Raw genomic sequence first — 23,277 nt, 5'->3', positions numbered from 1 at the left:
TACTATGCGCCTATGACAGACGGTTTCGAAGAAGCGTGGTCGCTCGCCGAACCCGTCAAGGGCTGGATGACGCGGGAGCAGGGCCTTGCCTTGTGGACCGCGGCGTGCCGCCTGGACAAGGGCGACCTCATCGTCGAAATCGGCAGCCACCAGGGCCGTTCGACGATCGTGCTCGCCAGTGCCGCCTGCACGGTCGGCGCGCGGGTGGTCGCCGTCGACCCGTTCGTCGACGGCCGCCTGTTCGGCGGATCGCCGACACGCCAACGATTCGAGGCCAACCTGAGAAAGGCGGGCGTCGAAGACGTCGTGGAACTCGTGGCGGAGTACAGCACGAAGCTCCGGCCGCGCTGGGACCGCCCGATCCAGTTGCTCTACATCGACGGCAAACACGACTACTGGACCTACACCGACGACCTCCGCTGGTCGGAGAACCTGACCGCCGGTGGGGAAATCCTGGTCCACGACTGCTTTTCGTCGATCGGCGTCACCTTGGGCACGATCGCGAAAGTCCTCTTCGGACGGCGCTACACCTATCTCGACCGCGCGACGTCGATGGCCCGGTTCCGGCTCGCCCCGCCGTCGGCGAAGGACAGGCTGCGCGTGATCGCCCAGTTGCCGTGGTTCATCCGCAACGTCGGGATCAAGATCCTGCTGCGGCTGCGGTTGGCACCCGTGGCGAAGGTCTTCGGCCACGACAGCCCGTACGACCCTTACTGAGTGAGCGGCCTGCCGACGTCGACCTTCACGAGACAGACGGGAGCACCCTTCGCGGACAACTGAAAGCCGATCTTGTCGAACAGGCCCTCGATCGGCAGGTACATCGTATGCAGGCCGGGCTGGAACCAGACGGGCACGCGCACCCCGTCGCGGTCGACGAAACCTTCACCGCCGTCCGAGGTGAAATAGTCGATCCGCAGCAGGTGGCGGCCGAGAACGGGGGTGTCCAACGGAACCCGGACCAGTTGCTCGCCGACGGTGTAGCCGCAGCCCGCCACCGGGCCGGGCAGGCCGCGGGAAACCGGTTCCACACCGACGATCGTCCTCGCGGTGCCGGTATCGTCCAAAAGGGACATCCGGCTCGTCGGCTGGTCGAACAAGGCACCGGGGATCAGGCCCACCACCCGCGAGGTGCGGGCGTTCTCGCCGAACCAGCCGTGCAGGATGTCGTTCGGCACCATCGTGTCGTACAGGACGAGAGCGGGATCGCGTTCGATCGAGGCCCGCGCGTTGGCGAGGAATTCCCGGGAGTGTTCGAACCGCAGTCCGGGCGCCAGCCGGGAGAACCCCACGGCGGAACTCGCGATCAGGGCGAGGCACAACGCCAGGGCAAGCGGCCGTTTCGCCGTGGACGGCTCGGAATCCGCCGGCCGATCGAACGGTTTCGGCTCCAGGAAGGCGAAAGCGAGACACAGCACGACGACGAGCGCGAGATCGGCGACGTAGCGGGGATCGCTGCCCAGTTCCGGGCCGACCTCGGTGAGCCGGGTGGCCGCCGAAAGCCCGATGTCCGCGACGAACACCAGGCCCAGCAGAATCCACGCCTTCCTGGCCCGGAGCCCGCCCACGCGTACCCCGGCGAACAGCACCCCGACGGCCACGAGCAGCAGCACAATCCTTACCACCACGGGAGAAGCGGCGAACGTCGCACCAGGACCCGGCCCTGACCAAGGTCCGCCCGCCATCCCCGGCACCAGAGTGTCTCCGAGCATCCGGCCCGTCATGTCCGCGACCGTGCCGACGGTGACCGGGCCGCCACCCTGCCCGACCTGACTCGTGGTCAACGCCAGGAAAACGGCGGCGTAACCCGCGAGGACGACGCCGAACACTCCCATGAGCACGACGTGACGCCGCAGGGAAATCCCGAGCAGCACGGTGATCCCGGCGACCAGTACCGGGATGAACACCGCCTTCTCGTAGAAGGCCAGCCCGAAGAGGGTCCAGCCCACGGTGGCGATCGCCCAGCGTCCGCCGTCGGCGAGGTACCGCACGTGGGCGTGCAGCGCGGCGGTGGTGGCCAGCAGAACGGGCGCGATCTGGATCGCGTAGGCCCACCACAACGTCGGGACGAGCAGCAAGGTCGACGTCGTGAACATCGTGAACGGGACGAGAATCCCCCACCGGCGGCCGAAACAGCGCACCAGCACCGCCCACAGCAGTACCGAGGCCGCCGCCTGCATCAGCAGGACCGGCGCCATCAGCACGGCGAAGTTCAGCGGCGCCCACGCGGTCAGCACGTCGGCGAGCAGGAATCCGCCCGGCGCGAGGTGGCCGTGGTAGTCCTGGAAGAAGTAGCCGAAGTCGAACGGGCCCGACTTCGCGGCGTGGTAGGTGATGACGAAGTCGTCTTGCGCGAGACTGCCGCGCAGCGCGGCCCACGCGTGCAGGACGAACGGGACCACGCCCGCGACGAACGCGGCGAGCGTGACCGGCGAAGGTCTCTTCCCCCGGACGAGCAAGTCCTGCCTCAATTCTTGCAGATCGGCGGCTGGCACATGATCTTGCTCAGCGCCTGGTAGAAAACGTCCGAGATCTTCCGCGGATCGGGGGTGGTGAACGAATCGCCGCCGGTGGCGGTGGAAACCTGGCGTAGTTCGGACGCGTCGATGTCCGGCCCGATGCCGATTCCGATGACCGGCAACGGTTTCCGAGGATCCTGGAGTTTGCCCAGTTCTTCCAGCAACCGCGGCAGCCCGATCGTCTCGCTGTCTTCGTTGCGCCCATCGGTGAGGACGACGACCAGGTTGATCCGGCCGGGTTTCCAGTTCTGCCTGGCGTTCTGGTACGCGGCGAGGATCGAATCGTAGAGCCCCGTCGCCCCACCGGCTTTCGGCCGCACGGCCTGCAACTGCCCGACACCGCCCGAACTCTTCTGTTCGGCGATCGTCTTCATCGGCAGCAGGACGCGATGGTCCTTGCCACCGTCCAATTTGGTCGAGAACAGCCACAAACCCAGTTCCGTGGTGGGTTTGAACAGGCCGAGTCCCTGCGTCGCGGCCTGCAACGTGAGGTCCATCCGGCTCTTCCCGGTACCCGGCACGGCGGCGGCCATCGAACCGGAGACGTCGAGCAGCACCTGGACGCGGGCGCTCAGGTTCGTCCCCGCCCAAGCCTGCAGTACGGCGTACAGCTCGGTCGCGGGCGGGGCACCCGCCGGATGCGGCGCCGGATCGGTCCGGCTGTCCCGCGCCCGCGGCACGGCGAACTGCCCGGTGGGCGCACGGAATCCCGCGTCGGCGAAGATGCCGCCGGCGAGCGGATCGAGCAACAGCCGCAAAAAGCGTTCCGCCGCGCTCCTCGACGCTTCGGACGCCTTGGGCAGCACGACATACGGGTAGTCGAACCCCTGCACCGGGACACCCGGATACGCCGCCACCAGATTCCGCGCGAGCACGGATTGTTCGGTGGCAGGGAAGGCTGCCGGGGCCTGGCCGGGGGCGGGGTTCAGTTTCCGCATGACGGCGGTGAGGGCCGCGGCCGGATCGGGCTCCTTCTCGGTCAGCTTCCGCAGGGCGAGCAAGGTGCCGACACCCAGCGGATCGCGCGCCGGGTCGGGGAAACCGACCGGTGAGCCGTCGAGGATCTCTTGCCAGGAAGGAGCTTTCCCCGGCCAGCCGAACCGCCGCGCGGTTTCGTCGGGAAGTCCCAGTACCACCGGCGAGTTCGCCACCGACTGACCGGATTCCGGCAGGTTCCACGCGCCGGCGTCCCTGGCCTGCGACAACATCGTGCTCGACTCGGGGATCCAGACGTCGGGCCCGCCCGAGGTGGTGGTCCCGAGCAGGTCGGCGGTCGCGGCCGACTCGCTCGCGGTCACGTTGACACTGAAGCATTCTTCTTGCGGCACGGTCTGCGCGAGCCGTGTGAGCACGGGCGCCACGTCGGGGGCGGCGGTGATCTCGACCGGCGTCAACGCGTCGCAACCGTTGCCAGCCAACCGGGCCCGGAGGTAATCCACGCCCCACCAGGCACCGAGCGCGATCACCAGCAAGAGGCTCAAGACGACGACGGGCGCGGTGAAACGCCCGCCACGCCTCGGACCTACCTGCATGTGCATGCCTCCGAGGTGCGGGGTGAGGACCTGGGATGTTGCCCAATCCGCCCGCGAACGTCAACCCTCGGGTAACTTAGCGCCTCCCGCTGCGGCAAACGGCCTAACCGAAGTCGTGTCCAGACGGACATCACGCGTGATCAGACGGACGACACACGTGATTGGGCGGACATCTCGCGTGATCAGGAGGACGACACACGATGGAGCCCCCAGTCACGCGTGTCGTCCTCCTGATCACGCGTGTCGTCCATCTGGTCACGTGTGCCGTCCATTTGGTCACGCGAGATGAGGCTTGGCCTAACCGAAGTACCGTCCCGCCCCGATGTGGGCACCGGCGGACTGCCACCATCCGGCGTCCCCGGTCGAATCGATCCCGTCCGCGATCACCGTCGCACCCGCCATGGCCGCGGTCTCGATGAGGTTCCGCAGCGACCGTTCCGCCAGTGGTTCCGTCCGCCGCTCCGCCAGCCGGGGAGCGATCCGGACCGTCTTCACGGGCACGTCCACGAGGCAGACGATGTCACCGGCCGCGCCGAAGTCCTGCAGTTCCGCGTCCACCCCGATCTCGGCGAGGAGGTGCAGGTTGTCGACGGTCTCCCCGAGTTCGGCGAGTACGGCACCGGCGGGGAAGCCCAGCCGCAGCCGTGACGGCCCCAGACCGGTCGTGGAGAGCACACTCCGCACCGAGCCGACGAGATCGGGATCCGCGGCCTGGTTCGGCGTCAGGCTCACCACCATCGGGAGCCTGTCGTCCGACTCCTCGCAGGCCGTGCGGATGAGCCATTCGCCGAGCGGCAGGATGAGACCGGTGTCGTTGGCGAAGCGGACGCAGGTGTCGTGACCGATCCGGCCGTGGCGCGGATGGTTCCAGACGAGTCTCGCCTCGATCCCCGCGGGCCTGCTGTCCGCCAGCCAGGTCAGCGGCCGGAAGTGCACTTCGACCTCGCCGGTCTCCCAGGCGCCCGCCATGGAGACGGCCAAGCCGAACTCGTGCCGCTCCCTGGTGTCGAGGACGGAGTCGGACAGCGCCCATTGCCGATAGCCGTTGGCCTGCGCCCGGCGCAGTGTCATGTCGGAGACGCGCAGCAGTTCGTGCGGCGCGATGTCCCTCGGCGGCCGGTGGACCACCCCGACACAAGCCGAAACCGCGACGCCGCTGCCGCCTTCGAGGTACACCGGTTCGGACAGCTCCTGGTTGATCATGCCGATCACGGTGGCGACGTCCGGGCTGGTCGCGGTGTTCTGGATGAGGATGCCGAACTCGTCGCCGCCGATCCTGGCGATGAGCGCGTCCTCGCCGCCGACGACGGCGCGCAGCTTCGCGGCGACGTTCTTCAGCAGGTCGTCGCTCTGTTTCTGGCCGAGCCCGCCGGCGATCAGGGAGAATCCGTCGAGGTCGAGGTGATAGACCGTGATGCCGAACGACGGGTCGGCGTGCCGCAGCGCCCGTTCCAGCCGGGTGCCGAAGCACTGCCTGTTCGGCAGGCCGGTCAACGGGTCGTGCAGGGCTTGACGGCTCAGCTGCCGCTGCAGCAGCGAAACGTCGGTGTCGCCGTCGACGAGGGTGATCAACTGCTGGGCCTCACCCGCCGGGTCGCGGATCACCGCGCCGGTGAAGCCTGCCCACGTCGGTTCTTCCTCGTCGGCCACGAGTCTTCGCGACAGCTCGAGCCGCTGGCTCTCGCCTTCGAGCAGCTTCCGGTACCCCTCGCGCAAGCCCTCGGCGTCTTCCGGATGGACCAGGTCGTAGAGGTTGAGCCCGGTCAGGTCCGCGACGGGCCGGTTCAGCATTTCGGCGAACGCCGGGTTCACCCGCTGGACGCGGCCGTCCACCCTGGTGACGGCGACCCCGGTGGCCGAACCGGTGAACAGCTGCTCGAAACGCGCCTGCGTGAGCACCAGTTCACGCCGGGTCTCGCGTTCGATCGTGACCAGCGTACGACTCAGATCCTCTTGCTGTGTCTGGATGCTCTCGCGCAACGCCTCGCCGTAACCCGACGCGAGCGCGCCGAGCACCTGCAGCACCCGTTCGGGGAGTGACTTCACGCTCCGCAGCTCCGGCTCATGCAAAAGCCCCTTGCCGAGTACGTCCATCGTGCGACGGAGGCTGTCCGGCCCGACACACCTGAGTGCGACGAGTCGCGCGCCGGCTTCGGCGGCCTGCGCGGGCTCGGCGTCTTCACTCAGGACCGCCGCGAAGATCTCGTCGAGGAGAGCGGCGAAATGCTCTTCGATCTGGGCGTGAGTATACGGAAGATACGCCGTTCCGGTGACCAGGTAGGCCCACTTGCGGGCCAGCGTGGCGCGGGTCGGCGCGGTGTTCTTCCGCTTCGGCGATGCGGAGGATGAAGCTCTCTTCTGGGCGTCCGGCGATACCGGGAACTCATCGCCGTCCGGAAGTGGGAAAGTCACGTCCGCCGGTCCTGGGGTCGTTTTCGTATTCCGTCGTGAAGAACCATCCTCCACGATTCTCTGGCCGTACTCACGGTCAACCGTCCACCTGATCGGGTGGTCACCCTACGGTACTGCAATACCGACCTTTTCCCTCAGCCAACCGCGGGTGGCGTCCCGATACTGGGACGCGTTGCGGTGCAATGCCAGCGAATGTCCGGCACCGGACAGAACATACGTGGAAAGTTCGGCCTCCGGCCGATAGAACGGCGCTTCCGCCGGACGCAACGTCCGCGCGTTCGAGCAGTCCCGGAGCGCGAACAGGCCGCAGAACAGGATGTCCTTCTCCCCGACCGCCTGGAAAACCGGCACCCTGATCGCCTTCGTCGCGGGCAGCACGATGCCGAACACGGCGACGGTTCCCATTCCCGGGACCGCGACCTGGTCCTTGGTCGCCTCGTCGGCCTCGATGACCCGCGGATCGGTATTTTCCGTCGCGTAGAACAGGCCGGCACGTGCTCCCGGTTTGGTCGTGAAATAAAGCGGATCACTGCCGACCGAACCGAGCTTGTCGTCCGCGAAGGCGGGCTGGAGACCGAGAGCCACGCCGAGGGTCAAGGCGGGTACCGACGGCAGATGCGTGACACCGGTGAGGATCACGCCGTCCACGTCCTGATACGTCGAGGCCTCGGCCGCGACGATGCCCGAACCGACCGAATGCCCGACGATCACGACCTTCTCGAACGGCGTACCGCCGGCCCGCCCCGCGCGCAGATGGCCGATCACCTCATGCATCGACCGGGCCAGCACCGGCAGCAGGAGCGGAGGACTGAACGGTTTGCTGCTCCCGCCCGAACCGAGCTGATCCGCGGCGAAGGTCGCGTAGCCGTGCTTGGCCATGTCCCGCTGATAGGAGTAGCGATCCGGGTCGTAGGGCAGGTCCCAGTAGGCGCCGTTGTACGTGCCGCCGTGCACCAGCAGCTGAACCGCCGTGGGCGCCGGACCTTCGGGCACGCAGAACCGGCCGTGCACCGTGGCGGGTTCGCCGAGCGGGCCGGTGACCGGCAGATCCAGGTCGGAACACCGGATGTCGACGGCCGCGGCCGGCGCGGCGACCAGGAAACCACCGAGGACCGCGCAGCAGGCGGCCACCACCGCGGCCAGTTTGAGCGGCATTCTCACAGAACCCTCTCCGGAATCGGAACGCTCGGAAGGAGCATGAACCCTACACCCGGTGATCGAACACTCACCGTCAGGCCGTTCGCGGCAGCGCGATCATCGGTAACCGGTTCGGCTGCATCGTCGCTTTGATCTTGGGGAAGACCTTGACCCCTGGCACCGGTTCCAACCGCCACCGCGCGCCGATCGTCGCCGCCACCAAGGCGATTTCCGTCGGTGCGAATTGGTGGCCGGGGCACAGCCGCGCGCCGGCGCCGAACGGGATGAACGCGCCTTTGGGCACCTCGGCGGCGCGCTCGGGCTCCCAGCGATCCGGGTCGAACCGTTCGGGTTCGGGGAACCAGCGTGGATCGCGGTGCAGCGTGTGCTGGCTGACCGCGACCTCGGTACCGGCGGGGATGCGCACACCGCCGAGTTCGACGTCCTCCCGCGCCCGCCGCATGAGGATCACCGGCGGCGTGCGGCGGACGACCTCGTTGATGATCCGCTGCGTGTAGACCAGGCGCGGCAGGTGTTCGAATCGCGCGGGCCCGCCCGCCAGCACCTCGTCGACCTCGGCGTGGAAGCGGCGCTCGATGTCCGGCCGCGCCCCGATCTCGTGGAAGAACCACGCGAGCGCGACGGCCGTGGTCTCGGCGCCGGTGGTGAGGATCGTGATGACCTCGTCCTCCACCTGCCGGTCGGTCATCTTCTCGCCGGTCTCGTCGTCCTTGGCCAGCAACAACATCGACAGCAGATCGCCCTGGTCGCCGCCCTTCTCGCGCGCCTTGAGGACGGCGTCGCCGATGACCCGCCGCAGCCGCGCGGCCGCCGCGTCGAACTCGCGGTTCGCCGCGATCGGCAGCCGTTCCACGAACTTCGGCGCGAAGGCCCGGACCATGACGTACTTCAGCATGATCGGGATCGACCGCTGGATTTCGGTGAGCGCGTCGTCGCCGAGTTCGGTGGAGAACAGTGTGCGCCCGGAGATGGTCAGCGCGAGGTCCTGCATCCGCCGGTCGAATTCCACCACCTCGCCCGGTTTCCACGTGTCGGCAAGGTCTACAGCGAGCTTCATCATCGTCGTCTCGGCGTAGAGCGCGATGCGGCTTCGCTGGAAAGCGGGCAGCATCATCCGTCGTTGCCGCTGGTTGAAAGCGCCGTTCGAAGTCGCGAGCCCGTCGCCGAACAACGGCCGCATTTTGTCGAACACGATGCCTTTGTCGAACTTCGCCGCGTCGACGGCGAGCAGCCGCCAGGCCAGCTCCGGCGTGGTGACCAGATAAACCGGCATCGGGCCGAAGTCGAGGCGGACGACGTCGCCGTGCGATCGCAGTGACGTCAACAGTTTCAGCGGGTCGCGGAGCATCGGCACGGTATGCCCGAGCACCGGCCACCGGCCTGGTGCGACAGCGACGTCCAGTGGTGCCATCGTGCTCGTCTCCCGGTGCCTGGGCGCTGAACCCGGTCACCTTAGGACCGCCGGAACGCGGACGGAGTGTCGCGGCCGCACATCCACACGATCGGACGATGGCCGCATGGCCCCGCGTGACCGATAGACTCCTGTGCCCCAACGGATCCCAACCGAACGGCGGCCACGACGGTGACTTCGAACCTGAGCTGGGTACCCCCCGAGGTCGACACGGCCGTGCCGAATCCCGCCCGGGTCTACGACTACTGGCTCGACGGCGACCACAACTTCCAGGCCGACCGCGACCTGGGTGAACAGATCCTGAAGATCATGCCGGGCATCCGCGACGCGGCCCGGCTCAACCGCGCCTTCCTGCGGCGCGCCGCGCTGCACATGGTGGACGCGGGGGTGCGGCAGTTCCTCGACATCGGCTCCGGCATCCCGACCGTCGGCAACCTCCACGAGATCGTCCAGCAGGCCGACCCGTCCTGCCGGGTGGTCTACGTCGACCGCGAATCGGTCGCCGTCGCCCACGCCAGACTGCTGCTGCGTGGCAACGACCGGTGCGCGACGATCCAGGCCGACCTGCGCGACACCAACGCCATCCTCGACGCGCCGGAGACCAGGGAACTGCTGGACCTCGACCAGCCGGTCGGTCTGTTCATGTTGCTGCTGCTGCATTTCGTGCCGGACTCGTGGGAACCGCACGCGATTCTGGCGCGCTACCGGGAGCGCCTGGCACCCGGCAGCTTCCTCGCCCTCTCGCACGTCGCCGCCGACGCGAACTCGAGCGGCCTCGACGAGGCCATCGAGGCGTACAAGAGCACCCAGAACAACCCCATCCCCCGGACCCACGACCAGGTGCTTTCGTTCTTCGAGGGCTTCGACGTCCTCGAGCCCGGCGTCGTCGGCTGCGCGATGTGGAACCCGCAAGGTGCCGGGGACATGTCCGAGGACCCGGAGATCAACTCGCTGCCGTACGCCGGGGTGGGCCGGAAGCCGTAGGGGCCAGCCTCGTGAGTACATGAAGGACCCCTTCCTTGCGCCTAGGTACAGGAAGGGGTCCTTCATGTACCTCGGCAAGGTGTGAAGGTCGAGTTTCCTCGGCTGAGCCGAGGGAAGGGGGCCTTCACGCGCCACCTTTGTGACTGCTGGTGCCTGTGGGGCGGACGTGGCGATGCCGAGTCCGTGAAGGCCTCCTTGAGGGACCCAGAGTCCCTCAAGGAGGCCTTCACGGACCGGGCCTGGCACCAACGCGGCCGGAATCCACGTAGATACCGAAGACACCCTTAGTTCTAACCCGAATTGCCACTCACGACCCCCTCAGGGCAGCACGTCGGTCACGGTGTCCTTGATGACCTGCCACTTGCCGTGCTCGCGTACCAGCGTCAGGCTGATCGTGTAGTGCCGGTTGACGTTCTGCGACGGCACCTTGTAGTAGGCGTCGAGGATCGCGAAGCCCATCTTGCAGTCCTCGACGACGGTGTGGGTCACCGTCCACGGCATGCTGTACTCGTACGGGACCTTGAACTGCTCGTTGACCACCGGGTCGACGTTGGCGTCGTAGCCGATGAACAACTGTCCCCGGCGCCCGACGGTCACCATGTTCTGGTGGATGATCGCCCGGTAGCGGGCCTCGTCGCGTTTGTTGAAGCTGTCCATGTCCTCCCAGACCGCGCGGTCGAACGCGCGCTGGCAGGACTGCCGTTCCGCCTCCGCCCGCTGGTCGCTCGCCGCCGCCGCGGCGGGCACACCGATTCCCGCCGCGGCCACGATCAGCCCGGCCGACGCCGCGTAATACCGCTTGCGCATGGGGTTCTCCTCATCACGTCCCGTATCTGGTCCGGAAGCAGGTTCTCCGGACGGCGCATCACAGCTGCATCACTTCCGCACCGGCGCGGGCGGACGGCCGGTTAACCTCGCGGGAGGGGGTGCGATGGAGTTCCGGATCTTGGGGCCGGTGCAGTGCCGGAACGGCGCGCGGGCGCTGAAGCTGGCGGGCTCGCGGCAGGAGCGGATCCTGGCCGCGCTGCTGCTCGGCGCCGATCGCGTCGTCTCCGTATCGCGGCTGGTGGACGTCGTCTGGGACGAGGATCCGCCCGCCACGGCCATCCGCCAGATCCGCAACCTCACCACGGCGTTGAAGCGCACGCTCGTCGCCGAGGGCGCCGCCGAAGACGTCCTGACCGCCGAAGGGCCTGGCTTCGTCCTGCGCCCGCTCGTCTTCGACCTGCGCACGTTCGAGGAGCACGTCTCGCGGGGCGAGTTCCGCGAAGCGCTGGCGTGCTGGCGCGGACCTGCACTGTCCGGTGTGGACAGTATGGCTTTGCGCGGCGAGGCCGACGAACTCGACGAACGTCGTCTGTCCCTTGTGGAGCGTTGCCTCGACGAAGAGATCTCCGCCGGGGAAGACTCCGTCGCGGAGCTGACCGCGTTGGTCGCCGAGCACCCGCTCCGGGAACCGTTCGCCGGACTGCTCATGCGCGCGCTGCACCAGCAGGGCAGGCAAGCCGACGCGCTGAACGTCTACCGGCAGGCTCGGACGCGGCTGGTGGAGGAACTCGGCCTCGACCCCGGCCCGAAGCTGCGCGAACTCTACGAGCGGATCCTCCGTGACGAGCCGGAATACGGCAAGACACGCTGCTTCCTCCCCTACGACATCCCGGATTTCACCGGCAGGGAGGCCGAACTCCGCCGCCTGTTCGACGCCGTCCGGCTCGGCCGCCCCGTGGCCGTCGACGGGATGGCCGGGGTCGGCAAGACCTCGCTCGCCGTCCACGCCGCGCACAGACTGGCCGCCGATTTCCCCGACGGGCAACTGTTCGTGGATCTGCACGGCCACTCCCCCGCCCGCGAACCGCTCCCGCCCGAGGCCGCGCTGGAAGCCCTGCTCGGGCAGCTGGACGTCCCGGCGAGCCGGCTGCCCGGCGGCGTGGACCGGCGTGCGGAGTTGTGGCGCACCAGAACGGCGGGCCGGTCCCTGCTCGTGGTGCTCGACAACGCCGCGAGCGCCGGCCAGTTGCGGCCGCTCCTGCCCGGTTCGGCCACGGTCGGCCTCCTGGTCACCGGCAGGCGCCGCCTGTCCGCCGTCGACGGCGCCGCGTCGATCAGTCTCGAAGTGCTGCCGGACGAACAGGCGGGCGCCCTGTTCGCGGCGGCGTCCGGGCGGCCGGACTCGGGGGTGGCCGCGTTGTGCGGGAATCTGCCGCTGGCGATCCGGATCGCGGCCGCGCGCCTGCAGAATCGTCCACAGTGGACCGTGGAGACACTGGTCGAACGGCTGGGTTCCGAGCACGACAGGCTGGCCGAGCTGACCGTCGCGGGACGCGACGTGGCCGCGGCCTTCGCCCTGTCCTATCGGGAACTCGATGCCGCGCAACAACGCCTGTTCCGGTTGCTGGGGCGGAATCCCGGTGCCGACATCGGCGTGCCCGCGGCGGCCGCACTGGCCGGTGCCGGCGAACACGAGGCCGAGCGTCTGCTGGAAGACCTCCTCGACGCCCACCTGCTCAGGCAGCCCGCATTGGGCCGCTACGCGTTCCATGACCTGATCGCCGAGCACGCCCGCAACGTCGCGCGCGACGAGGAATCGGGTCCGGCGATGGGCAGGCTGCTCGATCACTACCGCGACGGCGGCGGCTCCGGCTGGTACCGGACGGAACGGGCGAACCTGGTTGCGGTGACCCGGCACGCCTTCGACGCCGGTCTCGACGAGTACGCCTGGCGGATCGCCGAAGACACCACGGAACACCTGCGGGAGAGCGGGCACCTCGACGAACTGCTCGCCGTGGCGCGGACCGGGCTCGCCGCCGCCCGCCGGATCGGTGCCCCGGGAGCGATCCAGTTGAGCCTGGCGAGCCTCACCCTGGCGTTCTGGGAGAACGGGAGGCTCACCGAAGGCATGGGTTGCGCCATGGAACGGCTGGACGTCGTCCGCACCTCCGGCGACCGCGCGGCCGAGGCGCTCGCCCTGTCCAGAGCGGGTGCTCTGCACAGCATGCTCGGCCGCTACGCCGAAGCGATCCGGTTCTATCGCGACGGCCTGGCCGTCGCGGACGCCGGCACCGACGCCGCCGCCACGCTCTGGACCAATCTCAGCAACACCCACGAGGTCCTCGGCAACCTGGACGACGCGCTGACCTCGGCCCGGCGGTCGGTGGCACTGCGCGAAGACGCCCCCGGCACGATCCTGAGCTCGGCCCAGCTCGGTCTGGTGCTGGCCCGGCTCGGCCGCTTCGAGGAGGCATTCGAGGTCATCAAGCGGTCGATCGACTCGTCGCGGGACCTCGGCTACCTGTTCGGGGAGGCGTGGAGCCGGATCGACCACGCCGACGCCCTGCTGCTCGCCCACCGGCCCGCCGACGCGCGCGAGCAGGCCGAACGCGCGTGCGCCATCCTGACCCGGCTCAACCATCCGTTGCTGCTGGCCATGGCGGCCAACAGCCTGGGTACCGCCTGCCTCGCGCTCGGCGAGACGTCGGCGGGGCTCCGGCACCATCGGCTCGCACTCGAAACGGCGAGGCGGATCGGCTACCGGCTGCAGGAGGCCCGCGCACTGGCCGGGCTCGGCCAGACCCGGGCCGCACGGGACCACTACGCCGCGATGGGCCTGCCGGCCGAGCCGCTGAAGGCCGTCACCTGAGGAACTCGGTGAGCAGGCCGCGCAGGGTGTCCGGCCGGTGGAGGACGCCGTGGTCCTGTCCCTCCACAGTGGGGTGCCGGGCGCCGGGGACCGTGCCGGCGACCGCGCGGGCGCCTGCCCGCAGCCAGGCGTCGCTCTCCCCGCCGTCCATCACCAGCGTGGGCACCGAGATCTTGGCCAGCCTGTCGGCGGGCAGCACGTTGCCGGGACCGCACAGGGCGAGGTCGTAGGGCAGCGTGTGGGCGAGTCCGGTGAACCACGCCCAGAACGGGTCGTCCCGCATACCCTTGACGACCTCCGCCGGCGTGGCCGTCCCCTCGACCAGGAAGAGTTCCGCCGCGCCGTCACGGTCGCCGTCGGCGATCAAGGTCCGGACGCGGTCGAAGAGGTCGACAGGGGGCTTCGGACGGCTGTCGTCGACGACGTACGGCGGCTCGTACACGGCGAGACTCGTCATGGCGACGCCTCTCGCGGCCGCCTCCAGCCCGAGCACGGCTCCCGACGAGTGCCCGAAGACCGCCGCCGAACCACCCACGTGCTCGATCAGCGCGGCGAGATCTTCGACCTCACGCTCCACCGAATAAACCGCGCCCGCGCCGCTGTCGCCCCGCCCTCGCCGGTCGTAGGCGATCACGGTGAAGTCCGCGGCCAGCGTCGCGGCCAGGCCGGCGACGGTCGTGCGGTCGTTGAACGCGCCACCCGCCAGGATCACCGGCGTGCCCGCTCCGGTGCGATCGAAGGCGATCAGGGTGCCGTCGGCCGAGGTCACGGTCTCGAACGAGGTGGTCATCATGTCCTCCACAGGGTCGCTTGACTCTAGCTTCGTCCCTGGGTCGGAGCCGACAACCACCGCTCGACATCACCTCGCGAGATTCCCGAAGAATTCCCGGAGCTCGGTCACCACGTCGTCCGGGACGGCCATCGCGACCATATGGCTGGGGCTCTCGTGATCCGCCCAGCGCACGACGTCGTTCTTGCGCGAGGCGACCTTGCGCAGCGCGGACGGCCCGCCGTGCGAGACGCCGGTCGGCACCACCGTCTGGTCGATCGGCATCGCGGCCGCGCCCTCGTAGTACGGCCACAGCGAAGTGCCGCCGGTCCCGGTCAGCCAGTACAGCGTCGCGTTGGTGAGCACCAGGTCGCGGTCGATCGGCTCCGCGGGCGCCGCGCCCTCGGGCCAGCCGTCGAACTCCTTGAACCGCTCGACCAGGTACGCCAGCTGCGCGACCGGCGAATCGAGGAAGCCGAAGCTCAGCGTCTGCGGCCTGTTCGTCAGATACGGCGCGTATCCGCTGCCGCCCGCGAAGCGCTCCATCAGGCCCGCGAGGTCGGCCTGGTCCTGTTCGGTGAGCCCTTCGAAATCCGCCGGATCGCCCATCGGCACACCGAGTCCGGAGGTGATGTGCGAGCCGATGACGTGCTCGGAGGCGTGCACCGCGAGGCAGGGCGTCACCAGCGCGCCCGCGTCGTTCCCATGTGCGCCATAGCGTTCGTAGCCGAGACGGCTCATCAGCTCGGCCCACGTCCGCGCCACCCGCGCGATGTCCCACGGACGCTCATCGGCCGGTTCGGGGAACGGCGAGAAGCCGAAGCCCGGCAGGGACGGCGCGACGACGTGGAAGGCGCGCGAAGGGTCGAGACCGTGGGCTCGCGGGTCGGTGAGCGGCCCCAGGACGTGCAGGAACTCGGCGATCGAATTCGGCCAGCTGTGCGTCATGATCAGCGGGATCGCGTCCGGTTCCGGCGAGCGGACGTGCAGGAAGTGCACCCGCTGGCCATCGATCTCGGTGGTGTACTGCGGGAACTCGTTGAGTTGCTTCTCCCACGCGCGCCAGTCGTAGCCGTCTCGCCAGTACTCGGCCAGCTCCTTGAGGTAGGCGACGGGGACGCCTCGGCTCCACTCGGCACCGGGCAGCGCCGACGGCCAGCGGGTGCGGGCCAGCCGGTCGGTCAGGTCGTCCAGCTCGGACTGCGGGATGTCGATGCGGAACTGCTCGATGTCGGTCATGAGGTGACCGTAGGGACCATTCAGGCCAGAACGTGACCTAAATGGCCCCGCAATTGGTCGCCTAAACGCGAACCACCTGCGTGGCGCCGAACGTGTCCTTCACCGGCACCTCGAAGGTCTTGCGCCGGGCCGTCACCCGCAGGACGTCCTGTCGCTGTGTCGGATCCGAAACGGCCAGCTGCCAGCCGTCGCGGGTCCGGCCGAGCGCCACCGACGCCGGTCCGGACACCGACACCTCGTCGACCGAGCCGGCGGCGAAGAAGTTCGCCAGCAGGGTCGCGTCCCACATCCGGACGGCCTGCACGGTCGCGGTGTTGGACCGCACCCGCCACGCCCAAGCCGAGGCGATCGTCTCCAGCACCGACGCGGTCGGCAGAACGGCGTAGGCGTAGCTCGCGTTCGAGGGCTTGGCCCCGTGTTCGATCACGAGCTTCTGATAGCGCCGGGTGTACGGCACCGTCGTGCCCTTGGTATTGGCCCCCTTGTCGATGTCGCGCCAGGTCCCCGTCCGGTCCTCGCGCAGCGCGCTCACTTCCGCGGCGTCGAGCAGGACGTACCCGCCGACCTTCTCCAGGTGCAGCCATCGCTTACGCCGCAAGGATTCCGAGCCGCCGACGAGACGGCCGTCGGCCAGGAGGGCACCGGAGCCGTTCTCGCCGAGATTCCGGTTCTCGATCGTGGTGCGGACCAGCTCGCCGGACGTGTCGGTGATCCCGGCGCCGAGGCACAGCACACCCGACGGTGTGAAAAACCACGACTTCGTCGCGGTCAGCGTGCCGTCTTGCGAGACGAAATCGAGGGCGTGCGCGCCGTGCCGCGCGTCCCATCGGACGCCACCGCAGTGCTCCTTGCTCGTCAGCGGCACCGACTCCAGTTTGGGGGGTGGCCCGCTCTTGGTGGTGGTGCCCGGCAGTGACAGCGGATCGACCGTCGGCCAGTAGGCGTCGGTGAAATGCCCCTTGGCCTTGGGCAGGAACAGATACAGCGAACCGTCGCCGGTGTACCAGCCGTGCAGGTTCATGGAGTTGATCGACTCGTAGCGCGAGATCCGCGTCGAGGCGACGCCGAGGGAGGCCGACCAGCCTTCGGTGATGTGCACCATCCGGTCCTGCTGGCCGAACACGCGATGCGTCGCGACCGTCCGGGTCGGCCGGATCCCGGTCGCCAGCAGTTCCTGCGCGAACTCGATGCCGGGGATGCCGACAAGGTCCGGCCCCGGCGCGAACCGTTCGGGGTCGGGGATCTTGAGATACGGCGCGAAAGTGTCCTCGGTGATCCACTTCGCGGCGAGGCCGCCGAGTTCTTCCTTGCGCTTCCCGCTCGCCGACCGCGCCAGCAGGACGACCGCGCCGGTGAGCTGATGCCCGATGTCGTGCGCGGATTCCCCTTGACGGGAAAGGAACCGGCCACGGACGGACTCCATCAGCGCGCCCGCGTAGACGAACGGCGCGAACGTGTCGGAGACCAGCGCGTACGCCGCGTCGCGTACGTCGGCGGGCAGTGCGAACTCCGTGCCCTTGGTGACGTGGATGGCGGACGCGACGGCGGTGAGCAGGACGATCCCGTAATGCCCGGGATACGGCACCGAATCGTGCTGGAGGAACGAGCCGTCGGTGTGGAAACCGTCGCCCGCCGCGCGGTGGAGCCTGGCGATGACGCTCGCCGCTCCCCCGCCTTCCACGTCGGTGAACGCGCCGACGCCCCGTTTGATCCGTTCGACGTCGCCGAGCATCGCGCCGGAGACGATGGAGATCGTGGACTTGTCCGCACGGTTGGCACCGGTCTCGACGACACTCGGGTTGTTCGTGCGGAGGTTCGGATTACCGGAGAATTTCAGCACCGGCTTCAGGTACTTGGCGAGTTCGTCTTGGGTCAGCTCGTCGGCGACCGTCGCGAGAATGTGCAGCAGGTAGAGCGGGATACCGATCTCGTAGGTGTACCAGTTGCCGATCTCGGCGGTCTTCTCGCTGTACTGATCGCTGGTGTACAGCAGTTCCAGCGCCGCCTTGATCCGGGCGAGGACGGCCGGATCACCCGCCAGCGCGCCGCCCGGGGTGCCCCAGTTGACCGCGATCGCCCGCAGCCTGGCGTACATCGACGTCGTGAACTCGCTGCCAGGGCCGAGCGGGAGGTCCTTCCACAGTGGACCGCCGCCGACCGTCATGCTGTCGTGGTAGGCCTTCGCGACCCTGTCCAGGTTCGCCAGCGCGGCGGTGCGTTCCGCCGACGGCCGGTCGATACCGGTTTGCAGCTCGCGATATCCGGTGACGATGGAGGACGTACCCGGGGCCGCGGGCCGCGCTGACGAAGGGCTCGCGAGGGCGGTCGTGAGCGCCACCGAAGCGGCCGCTGCCGCACCCGAGCGCAGAGCGGTTCTCCTGTCGAAGTGACCGAATCCGGACATGACGGTGCCTCCCAAGGGGTCGAAAAGACGGCAACTAGGGGCGGCGGCGTGTGGTAGGTCTCGTGAGTGGTAAGGACGGTTATTGAGAGGTAAGACAAACGTGGCGCGGTAGAGGTGGCGACGGAGCGAGCGGACTTGCCAAAGACACAGCTTCGCAACTGTCCATAAGAGACATTTTCCCAGCAGCCGTGCCCGATTTGCGCAGTTCACGAGGGGGTCGTGAGTGATAAATAGGGTTAGAACGACACTTGCCACTCACGACCCCCTCGACCCTGAAGCCAGCGAAGGCGCCTTCACCGCAGAGGCTCGGTCACGCCACCTCTGCCTTACCCCTCAAATAGAACCGTCCTTACCACTCACGAGGTTACTGGCGTTTCCCGTCGGTCCTGCGGGGCAGGTCCCACGGGTTGTTCTCCTGCAACGGCTCTGGCAGCAGCGCGTCGGGGAAGCCCTGCCAGGCGATCGGTCGCAGGAAGCGTTCGATCGCGGCGGTGCCGACCGAGGTACTGGTCGGCGCGGTGGTCGCCGGGTAGGGGCCACCGTGTTCCTGTGCCCAGGTGACCGTCACCCCGGTCGGCCAGTCGTTCCACAGCAGCCGGCCGGCGACCCTGGTCAGCGACGGGAGGACCGGACGGATCCAGTCCACATCGGACTCTTCGCCCTGGATGGTCGCGGTGAGCCCCGGTTCCATCACCCCGAGCAGGCTGATCAGTTCCGCTTGATCGGCGTAGGTGACGATCAGCGACGCCGGGCCGAAGCACTCCTCGCGGACGGTGTCGGCGTCGGACAGGAAGGCCTTGGCGGTCGTGGCGAGCAGCGTCGCGCCGTGCGAGATCCCTTCCGCACCACCGGACTCGGACAGCACCTCGACACCGTCGACCTCACGCAGCTTCGCCAGCCCGTCGGCGAAACCGGCTGCGATGCGTTCGTTGAGCATCGGCTGCGCAGGGATCGTCGAAACGGCTTCGCGCAGCACGTCGTCGAGACCGTGTCCCTCTGGAAGGAACAGCAGCCCCGGCTTCGTGCAGAACTGTCCGGCACCGAGGCTGAACGAGCCCGCGTAGCCCTTGGCGATGGCCTCGCCGCGCGCCTCGATCGCCGCCTGGGTGACGACGACGGGGTTCACGCTGCCGAGTTCGCCGTAGAACGGGATCGGTGACGGCCGTGAGGTCGCGATGTCGAACAGCGCGCGCCCGCCCGGGACCGATCCGGTGAACGACGCCGCCTGGATCCGCGGATCCTTCAACGCCGTGACGCCGTTCTGCTGGCCGTGGACGACCGCGAAGATCCCTTCCGGCGCACCGGACTCGACCAGCGCGTCACGCAGGATCTCGCCGGTGCGCGCGGACAGCTCCGGGTGACCGGAATGCGCTTTGAGCACGACCGGGCAGCCGGCGGCCAGCGCCGACGCGGTGTCACCGCCCGCGACACTGAACGCGAACGGGAAGTTGCTGGCGGCGAACACCAGTACCGGACCGATCGGGGTGAGCAACCGGCGGATGTCCGGCCGCGGCCCCATCGGCCAGGCGGCGTCCGCGTGGTCGACGGTGGCGCCGAGGAACGAGCCGTCGGCCAGCACCTCGCCGAACAGGCGCAGCTGGAACGTCGTGCGCTTCAGCTCTCCCTGCAGACGCGGTGAAGCCGGGAGATGCGTCTCCCGGTTGGCCAGCGCGATCAGCTCGTCGGCGGACGCGTCGAGGGCGTCCGCCGCCGCGTTCAGCCATCCGGCGCGCTGGGCTGGGGTCGCGGCCGCCGCCGTGCCTGCCGCATCGGCGGCGGCCGCGAGGATCTGGTCGAGCGTGGCGGGATCCGTTGCCTGGCTCATGATTTTTGCTTCTCCTAAACGAGTTCGTGTGCGGCGCTGACGGCGGCCATCAGATCCGCCCAGCGCCCCGGGCCGGCGAGGCCGAGGTGGTACAGGTGCAGTTCGGTGGCGCCCGCCTTGCCGAGTTCTCGGGTGTAGGCCTCCATGTCGGGCACCGGGCTCGCCGCCACCGCGGTGATGTAGCTGCCGACGGCGACCTTCGACGGCAGTTTCGCCCGTGCCGTCGCGACCGCGCCCACGCCGGGGCGACCGGGTGCCCAGTTCTGCAGCACCACCGCGTCGACGTCGTCCGGGACCGACGGTGTCAGCCCCGGCAGCGCGCCGGTGACCCACGGGTCCATCGCGCCGTGCAGCACGATCCGGGGACCGGGCGGGATCTTCGCGAGCACCTCGCGCCGGAGCGCGTCGGTCGCCTTCTGCCGCGTGTCGAGCAGGACCTGCCGCAGTGTGGGCAGGATCTTGTCCTCCCCGGTGCGGAGGTCGCCGCTGTCGATCAGCCGCCGGACCTCGGCCCGCAGCTTGCCCAGCGCCTTCGCCGGGTCCTGACCGGCCGCGGCCCAGGTGTCGAGGCAGTCGTCGCAGCAGCAGACCGACAGCAGCCGTGCCACCGCGGGCGACCAGACGCCGTCGGTCTTCTCGTGCTGGTGCTGGTGTACGGCGCCGAGTGGACCGCACGCCTCGAGGACGACCGTGGCGAAATCGAGCCCGGCGAGGCTCTCCGCGACCACGTTCGCGGCGTACTCGCGGACAGCGGGCTGGCCGGGGCACAGCGCCCACGGGTACCGCTCGCCGAAGCAGTTGCGCACGGTGAAATCCGGGAACTCCGTGCCCAGCAGCGAATTGTGGGTAAGCACGATCCACGCCGCGGCCGGGACACCCGCCTCGTTCAGCGTCCGGACGGCGTCGCCCGCGCTGTCGCGGCTTTCGACCCAGTCCGGCTCGGCGGGCCTCAGCTCACCCCAGGCCTCCTCACGCACCGGCCGGTACAGCGCCGCGTGGCGCGCGACGACCGAGGTGCGCTCGGGTGACCAGGGCGTCGCCGCGCGGGCGCTGTGGTACGACACGGCGACGGCGACCTCGTCGACGCCCAGTTCCCGTACGCGCTCGACGAACCCGGGATCGTCGACGACGTCCCAGGGGTAGGCGTATCCGGTGACCTTCACCCTGTCACCACCGTGCCGTGTTCGGCTCGAAGTTTCCGACGAACTTCCGCATATAGGTCACGTCATCCCGTTTGGTCTGTCCACTGCGGACATAGTCTTCATGGGCCCGCGCCAGCGCGTCGGGGTCGAGTTCGACCCCGAGCCCGGGCTTGTCGGGCACCGCGACCGCACCGTCGGCGAACTCCAGCGCACCCGGGGCGATGACGTCGGCCGTCTTCCACGGCCAGTGGGTGTCGCAGGCGTAGGTCAGGTGCGGCGTCGCCGCGGCCACGTGCACCATAGCGGCCAGACTGATCCCGAGATGACTGTTCGAGTGCATGGAAAGCCCCACGCCGAAGCATTCCGCCGTGGTGGACAGCGCCTGGGTGTCCCGAAGGCCACCCCAGTAATGATGGTCCGAAAGTATTACGCCGACCGCTCGCTGCCGGAACGCGGGCTCGATGTCCGCGAAGCGCACGACGCACATGTTCGTGGCCAGTGGCATGTTCGCCTTCTCGGCGACGCGCGCCATGCCCTCGATGCCCGGCGTCGGGTCTTCGAGGTACTCCAGGACGCCGTCGAGTTCTTCGGCGACCCGGATGCCCGTTTCGACGGTCCACGCCGCGTTCGGGTCGATGCGCAGCGGGTGATCGGGGAACGCCTCGGCGAGCGCGCGGATCCCGGCCATCTCCTGGTCGGGGTCGAACGCGCCGCCCTTGAGCTTGATGGATCCGAAGCCGTACTCCTCCACCATCCGGCGCGCCTCGCCGACGAGCGCCTCCGGCGTGGTCACCTCGCCCCACGAGTCCTCGCCGGCGCCGAGGTGGGCGCCGAACTTGTAGAACAGGTAGGCGGAGAAGTCGACGGCGTCGCGGGCCTTGCCGCCGAGCAGATCCACCACCGGCCTGCCGAGGTAGTGCCCCTGCGCGTCGAGCGCGGCCACCTCGAACAGCGAGTACACGCTGGCGACCGTCTTGCTGACGGAGAAACCACCGGTGAGCCCGTGCGCGTCGGCGAAGACGACCTCGCCCAGCGTCGTGGCGACCTTCCGGCGGAGGCCGGGGAGGTCGAACACGTCCTGTCCCTTGAGTTCCGGCAGCACCTTGCGGACCTGGTCGAGGAACGCGAGGTCACCGTAGGACTCGCCGAGGCCGACCACGCCGTCCTCGCAGATCAGCTGGACGACACCGCGCAACGCGAAGGGTTCGTGCACGCCCATGGCGTTGAGCAGCGGCGGGTCGGCGAAGGCGACGGGGGTCAGGACGACGTCGAGAACCTTCATCTTCAGGCACCGGCCTCGACGGACTTGAGGACGGCGAACCCGTCGTCGACGATCTTCTCCAGCCGGGCGATCTGGTCCGCGGTCGGCTCGACCAGCGGCGGCCGGACGGAGCCGACCTTGTCCCCGCGCAACCGTGCGGCGGCCTTGACCAGCGACACGGCGAAGCCCTGCCCCTCGTCCCGCAGCGCCACCAGCGGAAGATAGAACCCGGCGAGCAGCGCCTCCATGACCGCGTCGTCGTTCTCCGCGAGCGCGCGGTGGAAGCGGGCCGCGATCTCGGGGGCGAAGCAGTGCACAGCAGAGGAGTACCGCGCCACGCCGACCGCGGCGTAGGCGCGCGCGGAGACCTCCGCCGTGGGGAGACCGTTGAAGAACAGGAAATCCCGGGCACGGTCGCTGTCGACCGAGCGGATCGTGGTGATGATCCGGCTCATGAGTTCGACGTCGCCGAAGCCGTCCTTGATGCCGACCACCGACGGGATGCCGAGGAGGTCCACGGCCGAGCCGGGGGTGAACACACCGGTGGAACGGTGGTACACGATCACCGGGATCGAGGACTCCCCGACGGCGAACCGGACGTGGTCGACCAGCCCGGCAGGCGGACCGGTGACCAGGTAGGGCGGCAGGAGGAGGACGCCGTCCACGCCGCCCGCCTCCGCCGCCGCGATCCCGGCACGGGCCGTCGCCGCACCGCCGCCCGCACCGACCCACACCGGCACACGCCCGGCGACGACCTCGCGAGCCTTACGCAGGATCGCCGCGTGCTCGTCCGGGGACAGCGAGCTGAATTCGCCCGTACCGCAGGCGACGAACAGCGCGCCGGCTCCGGCGGCCACGTGGCTCTCGACGGTTTCCGCGAACGCGTCGAGGTTGAGTTCCAGCCCCTCGGTGAAGGGGGTCAAGGGGAACGCCAGTAGGCCGTCGAGCTCGATCTTGGGCTGTGCCATGGATTTCTCTTTCGTTCTT

Annotated in this window: 16 protein-coding genes; 3 read left to right on the top strand and 13 right to left on the bottom strand. The window is 69.0% G+C overall.

Annotated elements, in window-relative coordinates; genetic code table 11:
- The first annotated feature begins 12 nt into the window (after positions 1 to 12).
- On the top strand, positions 13 to 717 hold the full coding sequence (locus DMH03_RS40350) for a class I SAM-dependent methyltransferase (protein ID WP_125797271.1): 705 nt from the start codon (positions 13 to 15) through the stop codon (positions 715 to 717).
- Here the strand turns inward: DMH03_RS40350 and DMH03_RS40345 are convergent.
- The 5 genes from DMH03_RS40345 to DMH03_RS40325 all read right to left on the bottom strand — a co-directional run bounded on the left by DMH03_RS40345 (position 711) and on the right by DMH03_RS40325 (position 9,029).
- Positions 711 to 2,456, bottom strand: a complete 1,746-nt coding sequence (locus DMH03_RS40345; RefSeq protein ID WP_125797324.1) for a hypothetical protein — start codon at positions 2,454 to 2,456, stop codon at positions 711 to 713. The genes DMH03_RS40350 and DMH03_RS40345 overlap by 7 nt on opposite strands.
- Positions 2,457 to 2,464: 8 nt before the next feature.
- The gene (locus DMH03_RS40340; RefSeq protein ID WP_125797323.1) at positions 2,465 to 4,048 is read right to left on the bottom strand and encodes a substrate-binding and VWA domain-containing protein; all 1,584 of its coding nucleotides are present in this window, start codon (positions 4,046 to 4,048) and stop codon (positions 2,465 to 2,467) included.
- A 297-nt stretch (positions 4,049 to 4,345) separates the two neighbouring features.
- Positions 4,346 to 6,460 (bottom strand): EAL domain-containing protein, encoded by a 2,115-nt coding sequence (locus tag DMH03_RS40335; protein ID WP_125797270.1) that lies wholly within the window; start codon positions 6,458 to 6,460, stop codon positions 4,346 to 4,348.
- Positions 6,461 to 6,565: 105 nt separating this feature from the next.
- Positions 6,566 to 7,615 (bottom strand): alpha/beta hydrolase, encoded by a 1,050-nt coding sequence (locus DMH03_RS40330; RefSeq protein ID WP_125797269.1) that lies wholly within the window; start codon positions 7,613 to 7,615, stop codon positions 6,566 to 6,568.
- Positions 7,616 to 7,691: 76 nt separating this feature from the next.
- The gene (locus DMH03_RS40325; protein ID WP_125797268.1) at positions 7,692 to 9,029 is read right to left on the bottom strand and encodes a cytochrome P450; all 1,338 of its coding nucleotides are present in this window, start codon (positions 9,027 to 9,029) and stop codon (positions 7,692 to 7,694) included.
- Between the two features lie 171 nt (positions 9,030 to 9,200).
- Between DMH03_RS40325 and DMH03_RS40320 the strand changes: the two genes are divergently transcribed.
- Positions 9,201 to 10,013 carry an SAM-dependent methyltransferase gene (locus DMH03_RS40320; RefSeq protein ID WP_125797267.1) on the top strand — a complete coding sequence of 271 codons (813 nt, stop codon included), beginning with the start codon at positions 9,201 to 9,203 and terminating at the stop codon, positions 10,011 to 10,013.
- A 318-nt stretch (positions 10,014 to 10,331) separates the two neighbouring features.
- On the opposite strand, the gene DMH03_RS40315 is transcribed toward DMH03_RS40320, so the two are convergent.
- Positions 10,332 to 10,820, bottom strand: coding sequence for a hypothetical protein (locus DMH03_RS40315; RefSeq protein ID WP_125797266.1), 489 nt, complete (start codon positions 10,818 to 10,820; stop codon positions 10,332 to 10,334).
- A 124-nt stretch (positions 10,821 to 10,944) separates the two neighbouring features.
- On the opposite strand from DMH03_RS40315, the gene DMH03_RS40310 reads away from it, so the two are divergent.
- Complete coding sequence (locus tag DMH03_RS40310) at positions 10,945 to 13,650, top strand: BTAD domain-containing putative transcriptional regulator (RefSeq protein ID WP_125797265.1); 2,706 nt, start codon at positions 10,945 to 10,947, stop codon at positions 13,648 to 13,650.
- On the opposite strand, the gene DMH03_RS40305 is transcribed toward DMH03_RS40310, so the two are convergent.
- The 7 genes from DMH03_RS40305 to DMH03_RS40275 all read right to left on the bottom strand — a co-directional run bounded on the left by DMH03_RS40305 (position 13,643) and on the right by DMH03_RS40275 (position 23,258).
- On the bottom strand, positions 13,643 to 14,440 hold the full coding sequence (locus DMH03_RS40305; RefSeq protein ID WP_199749211.1) for an alpha/beta fold hydrolase: 798 nt from the start codon (positions 14,438 to 14,440) through the stop codon (positions 13,643 to 13,645). The two genes, DMH03_RS40310 and DMH03_RS40305, sit on opposite strands and share 8 nt — an antisense overlap.
- Before the next feature lie 69 nt (positions 14,441 to 14,509).
- Entirely contained in the window at positions 14,510 to 15,658 is a 1,149-nt protein-coding gene (locus DMH03_RS40300) for an epoxide hydrolase family protein (protein ID WP_125797263.1), read from the bottom strand.
- Positions 15,659 to 15,719: 61 nt separating this feature from the next.
- The gene (locus DMH03_RS40295) at positions 15,720 to 18,062 is read right to left on the bottom strand and encodes a polysaccharide lyase 8 family protein (protein WP_125797262.1); all 2,343 of its coding nucleotides are present in this window, start codon (positions 18,060 to 18,062) and stop codon (positions 15,720 to 15,722) included.
- Between the two features lie 364 nt (positions 18,063 to 18,426).
- The gene (locus DMH03_RS40290; protein WP_125797261.1) at positions 18,427 to 19,887 is read right to left on the bottom strand and encodes an aldehyde dehydrogenase (NADP(+)); all 1,461 of its coding nucleotides are present in this window, start codon (positions 19,885 to 19,887) and stop codon (positions 18,427 to 18,429) included.
- A 14-nt stretch (positions 19,888 to 19,901) separates the two neighbouring features.
- Positions 19,902 to 21,050 (bottom strand): hypothetical protein, encoded by a 1,149-nt coding sequence (locus DMH03_RS40285; RefSeq protein ID WP_125797260.1) that lies wholly within the window; start codon positions 21,048 to 21,050, stop codon positions 19,902 to 19,904.
- A 4-nt stretch (positions 21,051 to 21,054) separates the two neighbouring features.
- On the bottom strand, positions 21,055 to 22,311 hold the full coding sequence (locus DMH03_RS40280; RefSeq protein WP_125797259.1) for a glucarate dehydratase family protein: 1,257 nt from the start codon (positions 22,309 to 22,311) through the stop codon (positions 21,055 to 21,057).
- Positions 22,312 to 22,313: 2 nt separating this feature from the next.
- A complete protein-coding gene (locus DMH03_RS40275; RefSeq protein WP_125797258.1) occupies positions 22,314 to 23,258 on the bottom strand; it encodes a 5-dehydro-4-deoxyglucarate dehydratase in 945 nt (314 codons plus the stop codon).
- Positions 23,259 to 23,277 lie beyond the last annotated feature (19 nt).

It is taken from the genome of Amycolatopsis sp. WAC 01376, assembly GCF_003947415.1.
In the GTDB taxonomy this organism is placed as follows: Bacteria; Actinomycetota; Actinomycetes; order Mycobacteriales; family Pseudonocardiaceae; genus Amycolatopsis.
This window is presented reverse-complemented; position numbering and strand designations above follow the sequence as displayed.

Excerpts from the sequence above, each read along its gene's own strand:
- DMH03_RS40300 (WP_125797263.1), bottom strand. The coding sequence starts at position 15,658 with ATGACCGACATCGAGCAGTTCCGCATCGACATCCCGCAGTCCGAGCTG.
- DMH03_RS40290 (WP_125797261.1), bottom strand. The coding sequence starts at position 19,887 with ATGAGCCAGGCAACGGATCCCGCCACGCTCGACCAGATCCTCGCGGCC.
- DMH03_RS40275 (WP_125797258.1), bottom strand. The coding sequence starts at position 23,258 with ATGGCACAGCCCAAGATCGAGCTCGACGGCCTACTGGCGTTCCCCTTG.
- DMH03_RS40340 (WP_125797323.1), bottom strand. The coding sequence starts at position 4,048 with ATGCAGGTAGGTCCGAGGCGTGGCGGGCGTTTCACCGCGCCCGTCGTC.
- DMH03_RS40350 (WP_125797271.1), top strand. The coding sequence starts at position 13 with ATGACAGACGGTTTCGAAGAAGCGTGGTCGCTCGCCGAACCCGTCAAG.
- DMH03_RS40310 (WP_125797265.1), top strand. The coding sequence starts at position 10,945 with ATGGAGTTCCGGATCTTGGGGCCGGTGCAGTGCCGGAACGGCGCGCGG.
- DMH03_RS40325 (WP_125797268.1), bottom strand. The coding sequence starts at position 9,029 with ATGGCACCACTGGACGTCGCTGTCGCACCAGGCCGGTGGCCGGTGCTC.
- DMH03_RS40280 (WP_125797259.1), bottom strand. The coding sequence starts at position 22,311 with ATGAAGGTTCTCGACGTCGTCCTGACCCCCGTCGCCTTCGCCGACCCG.
- DMH03_RS40305 (WP_199749211.1), bottom strand. The coding sequence starts at position 14,440 with ATGACCACCTCGTTCGAGACCGTGACCTCGGCCGACGGCACCCTGATC.
- DMH03_RS40330 (WP_125797269.1), bottom strand. The coding sequence starts at position 7,615 with ATGCCGCTCAAACTGGCCGCGGTGGTGGCCGCCTGCTGCGCGGTCCTC.
- DMH03_RS40295 (WP_125797262.1), bottom strand. The coding sequence starts at position 18,062 with ATGTCCGGATTCGGTCACTTCGACAGGAGAACCGCTCTGCGCTCGGGT.
- DMH03_RS40315 (WP_125797266.1), bottom strand. The coding sequence starts at position 10,820 with ATGCGCAAGCGGTATTACGCGGCGTCGGCCGGGCTGATCGTGGCCGCG.